7 protein-coding genes are annotated in these 7,607 nt (G+C 44.0%); 1 reads left to right on the plus strand and 6 read right to left on the minus strand.

Features of this window, described 5'->3' with window-relative positions:
• Position 1 precedes the first annotated feature (1 nt).
• From DW862_RS21330 to DW862_RS21355, 6 genes are all read right to left on the minus strand, one after another.
• Positions 2-1,558 carry an N-acetylmuramoyl-L-alanine amidase-like domain-containing protein gene (locus DW862_RS21330; RefSeq protein WP_120070298.1) on the minus strand — a complete coding sequence of 519 codons (1,557 nt, stop codon included), beginning with the start codon at positions 1,556-1,558 and terminating at the stop codon, positions 2-4.
• A gap of 6 nt (positions 1,559-1,564) precedes the next feature.
• Entirely contained in the window at positions 1,565-3,553 is a 1,989-nt protein-coding gene (locus DW862_RS21335) for an OPT family oligopeptide transporter (RefSeq protein ID WP_120070302.1), read from the minus strand.
• Positions 3,554-3,657: 104 nt separating this feature from the next.
• Complete coding sequence (locus DW862_RS21340) at positions 3,658-4,053, minus strand: DUF1573 domain-containing protein (protein WP_004300420.1); 396 nt, start codon at positions 4,051-4,053, stop codon at positions 3,658-3,660.
• Positions 4,054-4,150: 97 nt separating this feature from the next.
• A complete protein-coding gene (locus DW862_RS21345; RefSeq protein ID WP_008022156.1) occupies positions 4,151-4,774 on the minus strand; it encodes a DUF4923 family protein in 624 nt (207 codons plus the stop codon).
• Positions 4,764-5,369 (minus strand): ribosome biogenesis GTP-binding protein YihA/YsxC, encoded by a 606-nt coding sequence (yihA, locus tag DW862_RS21350; protein WP_004315890.1) that lies wholly within the window; start codon positions 5,367-5,369, stop codon positions 4,764-4,766. Before yihA ends, DW862_RS21345 begins: the two co-directional genes overlap by 11 nt.
• A gap of 11 nt (positions 5,370-5,380) precedes the next feature.
• Complete coding sequence (locus tag DW862_RS21355) at positions 5,381-6,838, minus strand: sodium:solute symporter (protein WP_120070306.1); 1,458 nt, start codon at positions 6,836-6,838, stop codon at positions 5,381-5,383.
• Positions 6,839-6,929: 91 nt separating this feature from the next.
• Here DW862_RS21355 and recR point away from each other — a divergent pair, with 91 nt between their 5' ends.
• The gene (recR, locus tag DW862_RS21360) at positions 6,930-7,547 is read left to right on the plus strand and encodes a recombination mediator RecR (RefSeq protein ID WP_004306273.1); all 618 of its coding nucleotides are present in this window, start codon (positions 6,930-6,932) and stop codon (positions 7,545-7,547) included.
• The last annotated feature ends 60 nt before the right edge of the window (positions 7,548-7,607 follow it).

Below are 7,607 nucleotides of genomic sequence, written 5' to 3' on the forward strand. Positions count from 1 at the left end.
ATCAGTTATTTTTAGAGTGAGACATCCGGACAACACGTATGCCTGTCCACGATTTATTGTTGTTTAGCATGTGATTGAGAGGTTCGTCGCTGACAACTACTTTTCCCAATGTAGAAGAAGCGTGCAGCAGGTGCAGTTTTCCCTCTTTATATTCTGCTATTCCTACATGAGCAATGTCCAGTCCGGGCATCTTCGTTGTAATAGCAATAATGTCTCCATTCATGATCCAGGGCAATCCGGCTTCCGGCAGTTCGCTTTTCGGCAACCAATGTACGACTTTTCCGGAAATTGCTTTTTCATATTCAGCCATTTGTCGTACATTTTCCGGCGAATCAGCCAATTTTTTATATTGCTTGGAATGGGTAGACATATACGAAAGAGAGATTTTCTGGGTATGTGCACTGTTTTTGGTAGTAATGTCGGTGAGGAATCCGTGGCGGATTCCGTTCTCAATCCATTCGGAAGTATAATGCAACCGGGAAGGATAACCGTTGATGATGCCGTCCCGATAACGTATTTTTTGCAGATTGTCGGCAAAGGAAGAACCGAGTGCCTGTGCCAACGTGTATTCTACGAAAGTGAGGCAATCTACGGCATCAGTCCGAATCACTAATGATTCTTCTCCGTCTTGATCTAATGTGTTAGCCACGTATTTAGTTCCCAGGTAAGATTTTCCGATTCGTAACATGGGTTCGGGGTTTTCCGGGAATACAACGCCGTCGCGCAACCATTTCTCCAACTCCTGTGTCCATTGTTGCTTATATTTAAAATGATCCTGAAATCCCCAGCCATGTCCTCCGGTAGGATAAACATGGAGAGTTGCTGGAACCTTATTTTTTTGTAAAGCGAGGTAATAGTTCACTCCGTGATAAGGTGCTACGGAAGGATCGTCGGAGGTAAGAGCGATAAATGCTTGTGGAGTATCGGGCGTTACTTGCAATTCGGCAGAAAACTTCTGTATTTGTTCCATTGTTGGATTTTTGCCTAGCAATGCAGCTCTTGTATTTCCACGGGTGACTTGTATCATTGTAACCACCGGATAAAGTAATATCTGAAAGTCCGGACGTGTTTCCGAATTATAATGAGTGGCGAGTGTAGCAGTTAAATGCCCTCCCGCAGAGGCTCCCATTAATCCTACCTTGTAAGGATTGACATTCCATTCTTTGGCATGTTGACGTACCATGCGAATGGCTTGTTCGGCGTCTGATACGGGGACTTCCCAATGTCCGTTCGGCATCCGGTATTTTAATACCATATAGGTAATACCTTGTCCGCAGAACCAAGGGGCCATATCATACCCCTCTCCATCCATACCCAATCCACGATACCCGCCTCCGGGACACATGATAATAGCCATTCCATTCGGCTTTTCCGGATGATAGACCGTCAGGGTGGGATGCGTGACATTCGTGACAAAATGAGGGCGCGTTTCCTGCTCTTCTCCGGTTAGTCCACTGGAGTTGGGAGCACCGTCGGGCCACAAAGGTAGCTCGACGGGCTGCTGCGCAAATGATATGGCAGTTACAAGCGATACTATAATGGATAATAGTCTCCTCATAATTATTTATTTAACTTTCATTGAAGCCTTTATAAAGTAAAGAATCAATAAGGCATACGCTCCTAATGCCAACACTTCTGACCAAGTATTGTTCAACCATGTTTCATTAACCAGATTGATTCCACCAAAGCGCATCGCGGCACTGATTACTCCCATCAATGCACCTCCGGCAATGAAACCGGATGCCAGTAAAGTTCCTTTTTCACCTCTTTCCGTATTCAGAGATGCATCTTTGCTACGTGTTGTAACAAACCAATTCACTGCTCCACCCACTACCAACGGTACATTCAGTTCCAATGGAATAAACATACCCAATGCGAAAGCTAATGCAGGAATTTTACAAAGAGTCAGAATAATAGCTAAGACAGCCCCAATGCCATATAACAACCAGGGTGCACCTACACCGCTCATTAGTGGTTCGATCACGGCCGCCATCGCATTTGCTTGCGGAGCAGCCAGTGCGCCACTTGTAAATCCGTATGTCTTATTCAGGATAATCATTACACCGCCTACTGTTGCAGCCGATACGATTGTTCCCAAGAACTTCCATGTTTCCTGTTTGGCAGGCGTACTTCCGAGCCAGTAACCAATCTTCAAGTCGGTGATAAAACCTCCTGCCATCGACAATGCGGTACATACTACACCACCCATTACCAATGCGGCAACCATGCCCGAAGGACCTTTCAGTCCGACAGCTACCATCACTACGGAAGCCAAAATCAGTGTCATCAATGTCATTCCCGAAACCGGATTAGTACCAACAATCGCAATGGCATTAGCTGCTACTGTGGTGAACAGGAAAGAGATGCCGGCAACCAGAACAATGGCTACCAATGTATGCAACAGATTCCCTTGCATGACATCGAGATAGAAAAATAATACGATTAAGATCAGTGTGATGATAGAACCGATAGCGATAATCTTCATGGAAAGATCCCGTTGGGTACGGATAATGCTTTTCTCTACATTCCCTTTACCGCCCATCTCTTTGGCTGCCAGTCCGACAGCGCTCTTGATGATGCTCCAGGAACGGATAATACCGATCACACCTGCCATAGCGATACCGCCGATACCGATGCTCTTGGCATAATATTTGAATATTTCTTCCGGACTCATCATACCTACGGTAGAGGTAATTTCCGGATTCCATGCATTCAGTACACTGTCACCCCAGATAGCAGACATTCCCGGAATGATAATCCACCACACAGCCAGTGAACCGGCACAAATGATGGAAGCATACTTCAGTCCGACGATATATCCCAAACCAAGCACAGCGGCACCGGTGTTTACCTTGAATACCAATTTTGCCTTTTCTGCCAGCATTTCTCCGGCACTGCAAACACGGGTGGTAAAATTCTCGTTCCACCATCCGAATGTCGCTACGATGAAGTCATATAATCCACCGATCATACCTGCCATCAATAACGGTTTGGCCTGGCTGCCGCCTTTTTCTCCGGAAATCAACACTTGTGTAGTGGCTGTTGCTTCCGGGAAAGGATATTTTCCATGCATGTCACTGACGAAGTATTTACGGAAAGGAATCAGGAATAGAATACCCAATACGCCACCCAATAAAGAGCTGATGAATACCTGCATGAAGGTAACCGTCATCTCGGGATATTTAGCTTGGAGAATATAAAGAGCGGGGAGGGTGAAGATCGCTCCGGCAACGATTACTCCGGAACAAGCTCCGATAGACTGGATAATCACATTTTCGCCCAACGCATTTTTTCTTTTGGCAGCTCCGGAAACTCCTACGGCAATGATCGCAATTGGAATAGCTGCTTCAAATACCTGTCCGACCTTCAACCCCAGATAGGCAGCGGCGGCCGAAAAAAGGATTGCCATGGCAATACCCCATGCTACTGACCAGATATTAACTTCCGGATAATTTTTAGAGGGACCCATCAACGGGTTGTACACTTCCCCGGGTTTCAACTCTCTGAACGCATTCTCGGGTAACCCGGTGAATTTGTCTTCTTCTTGTTTCATAGTTTTTATAATTTGCTAATGTGTTAATTTACATTTCCGTCCTCAAAGTAAACAAAAAAAAGGAGAACCGAAAGATTCTCCTTTATGTAATAGTCTATTTTTTCCTACTTTGCATCTTTTGCTGTCATATCGCCTTCGATATACAATCTTACCATCTCTGTTTTGGCGTTGGTACGCAAGGTGATTGATTTTTTGAAATGTCCCGGATATTTGCCTGTTCCGTTATAAGTCACCTTGATTGTTCCTTTTTTACCCGGCATGATGGGTTCCTTTGTATATTCGGGTACTGTACATCCGCAAGAGGCTACAGCCTGATGGATCACCAGCGGGGCATCGCCGATATTAGTAAAGGTAAATGTGCAACTGACAACCGGGCTGTTTTCAGAAAACTTACCGAAATCGTGAGTTGTTTTGTCAAACTTGATATCTGCATTTGTTTGTGCAAATGCAAAGCTTACGCCCATTACTAACAGGGTCATTAAAAAAAGTATCTTTTTCATTTTTCCTTCTCTTTTTGATTACAAACGACAAAGATAATGCTTTTCCCCTAAAATATACTTTATGGAGTGCGAAATAGTATTAAACGATTCTCTTTTGCTATTTTGAGAGCTGGAATCCGAGCATCATTCCATCGTAATTTTCGGCCAGTGAACTAACTGTTTTCAGTGCGGTACTGCTACTTTTGCTACCGATGAAAGCCATTAATTTCAACAGTTTGTCCGAGTTGAACAGTAACTCCAGTGAGCTGGAACTGCAATTTACTTTAGCGTGCAGATTCAGAAGTTTCAAATACTTCAAATCAACTTGTTTGGTTGAAGCATTGTAGGAGTAAGTGCCTTTCAATGTTTTCTTGCCCACCGTGCTGGTGAAAGTACTGTCGGCATTGAAAGTGAAACTCATCTGGCCGTCTTTAATACCTATTTTGCTTAATTGTTCGTTCAGCTTATTTTCAGCCATAGTAGCTGCGGCAGCTCCGCCTGCTTTCATTAGTAAGTTATCCGATTCGAACTCTACCGCCGAACCTTTGTAGCTCCATGTTCCGGTCATGTCGATAGATTCGGTGGTTCCGGTGATGGCATTTACTACTTTTGAAATGTTGTCCTTATTTAATAAGTCGGACCATGATTGCGCCTGGCTGTTAGTTGCCGTTAGCATAAATACTGCCAAAAAGGCAATAGGTAAAAAACTCTTTTTCATTTTCATTCTTCTTTCATTTAACATTGAGATCCTTGTTTATGTTTTCTATGTAATTGAGTATATCAACACGTCCTGTGCGGTCTTCCGAGGAAGATACGAAGTGAGGAGGGAGCTCTTCCCATTGTTTGCCCAACTCACGTAAATAGGCATTGATATTCATTTTTAAACGTCCACCTTTTAGCTTGTCGGCTTTGGTAAAGATGATAGAGAAGGGGATACCGTTCTCGCCCAGCCATTCCATAAACTCGAGGTCTATTTTTTGAGGTTCCAGCCGGCTGTCTATCAGGACAAAGAGGTTGGTCATTTGCTCCCGTTCCAGGATATAATCTTCGATTATGGTGCGTATCTGGTCTTTCCCTTTTTGTCCACGTCGGGCATAGCCATATCCCGGAAGGTCGACGAGATACCAATTCTTATTGATAAGGAAGTGGTTGATTAACATCGTTTTTCCCGGAGTAGAAGAGGTCATGGCCAGACCTTTACGGCTGGTCAACATATTGATAAGACTCGATTTTCCCACATTCGAACGGCCTATAAAGGCATATTCCGGGAAAATGCCGGCCGGGCATTTCTTCACGTCCGTATTGCTAATCACAAATTCAGCACTTGTTATTTCCATTTTCTTGTCATTTATTTCTTTGTAACATCGTTTTTCCCTTTTTTAGACATGCAGATTAACCCCGCAAAGGTAAGCGTTCCATTTAACATTAGCAATTCATAACCGAATTTATATCCGGTTTCTTTTCCAATCCACCAGTCGGCAAGATAGCAGAGCAGGGGTGAAAGGATGGCTATGAGAGGAACCCACCGGTCGTTCGTTTGCCTGCGTGTAAAAAGTCCGAAAGCAAACATTCCGAGCAGGGGGCCGTATGTGTAGGAGGCGATGATATATATGGCGTCAATAACGCTCTTATTATTGAGTATCTCTACCAGGCAGATGAAGAATGCCAATAAGACTGATAACGATAAATGCACTTTATCTCTTTTGCGACGTGCCGTTTCTTCTGTGTCTTTTTCCGTATTCAGCAGGTCTACGCATACACTGGTTGTCATGGCTGTCAGGGCGGAATCCGAGTTGCTGAAAGCTGCTGCGATAATGCCGATTGTAAAAAGTACCAATACAGATTGTCCCAGATAACCTTGGGCTGCAAACATGGGTAGTATATCATCATTCATGGCTGGCAGTTCGAGTTGCATCTGTCCCGCTAGCGCTATCAATAGAATTCCCAGGCATAAAAAAAGGAAATTTAGCGGAATGAATGAGAAACCGTAGCAGTACATGTTTTTTTGAGCTTCCCGGAGGTTCCGGCAAGAAAGATTCTTTTGCATCATATCCTGATCCAGTCCGGTCATTACGATGACGATGAAGATACCGCTGAAGAACTGTTTGAAGAAGTTCTGTCGGGATATCCAGTCGTCAAATACAAAAATACGGCTGTGTTCGCTGTTTTGGATTGTTTGCACAATGCCGCTGAAATTAAGGTCTAATCTTTGGATTGTAAAATAGATGATAAAAATCAGAGCGGCAATCAGGCAAAATGTTTGTAAGGTATCTGTCCACACGATGGTCTTTATTCCGCTTTTATGGGTATATATCCATACCAATGCAACCGAACCGACAGCAATCAGCCAAAAGGGGACGTGCATTTCCTGAAATACATACGTATGGAGAATGAGGCATACCAGATAAAGTTTGGCTGCGGTTCCCAACATGCGTGACAGCAGAAAGAAAAAGGAACCGGTGCGATAGGCGTGCACTCCGATGCGGGTGCCGAGGTATCCGTAGATACTTGTCAGATTCAATTTATAATATAAAGGAAGTAAGATATGGGCTACGGCCATGTATCCGAAGAAAAATCCGAGTATCGTTTGCATATACGTCATATCCATTCCGCGCACCATTCCCGGTACAGAGACGAAAGTGACTCCGGAGATAGAGGCGCCAATCATTCCAAAAGAGACTATGTACCAAGGTGATTGGTTCTCTCCCTTGAAGAATGCTGCATTTGATCCTCCCTTACGTCCGGTGATACGGGCTATTAGTAATAATACCGCGAAGTAGCAAAGAATAGTGACAAGTATCATCATAACAGATGCAAAGGTAGCAATTTTTGTAGGTATTAAAAACAATAATCTGTATCTTTGCAAGGTTTTATCGATAGAACAGCAAATATTATCTATGAACCAACAATATCCTTCTATACTGCTTGAAAAGGCAGTCGGCGAATTTTCCAAACTTCCGGGTATCGGGCGTAAGACGGCTATGAGGCTAGTTCTGCATCTGCTCCGTCAGGATACGGCTACGGTGGAAGCATTCGGAAATTCTATCATAACATTGAAACGTGAGGTGAAATACTGCAAAGTGTGTCATAATATATCCGATACTGAAACTTGCCAGATTTGTGCTAATCCGCAACGGGATGCTTCCACTGTCTGTGTGGTGGAAAATATCCGTGATGTAATGGCGGTAGAGGCAACCCAGCAGTATCGCGGGCTTTATCACGTTTTGGGAGGAGTCATTTCTCCAATGGACGGAGTCGGACCGAGTGACCTTCAAATTGAAAGCCTGGTGCAGCGGGTGGCTGAAGGTGGAATCAAAGAAGTTATTCTGGCGTTGAGCACCACGATGGAGGGCGATACTACCAACTTCTACATCTATCGCAAGCTGGATAAACTAGGGGTTAAACTAAGTGTGATAGCCCGTGGCATATCGGTTGGTGATGAACTTGAATATGCCGATGAAGTGACTTTAGGACGCAGCATTGTGAACCGGACGCTTTTTACCGGAACTGTATAATCATTATTAATGCGAATCAGTAGTTGAACTCTGATTCCTTGTTTTAGAAAATTAGATAAA

It is taken from the genome of Bacteroides sp. AM37-9 (genome assembly GCF_003603455.1).
GTDB lineage: Bacteria > Bacteroidota > Bacteroidia > Bacteroidales > Bacteroidaceae > Bacteroides > Bacteroides xylanisolvens.

Bases quoted from the DNA above. Each gene is read 5' to 3' on its own strand.
- recR (WP_004306273.1), top strand. From the start codon at position 6,930: ATGAACCAACAATATCCTTCTATACTGCTTGAAAAGGCAGTCGGCGAA.
- DW862_RS21330 (WP_120070298.1), bottom strand. From the start codon at position 1,558: ATGAGGAGACTATTATCCATTATAGTATCGCTTGTAACTGCCATATCA.
- DW862_RS21345 (WP_008022156.1), bottom strand. From the start codon at position 4,774: ATGTTAAATGAAAGAAGAATGAAAATGAAAAAGAGTTTTTTACCTATT.
- DW862_RS21335 (WP_120070302.1), bottom strand. From the start codon at position 3,553: ATGAAACAAGAAGAAGACAAATTCACCGGGTTACCCGAGAATGCGTTC.
- yihA (WP_004315890.1), bottom strand. From the start codon at position 5,369: ATGGAAATAACAAGTGCTGAATTTGTGATTAGCAATACGGACGTGAAG.
- DW862_RS21340 (WP_004300420.1), bottom strand. From the start codon at position 4,053: ATGAAAAAGATACTTTTTTTAATGACCCTGTTAGTAATGGGCGTAAGC.
- DW862_RS21355 (WP_120070306.1), bottom strand. From the start codon at position 6,838: ATGATGATACTTGTCACTATTCTTTGCTACTTCGCGGTATTATTACTA.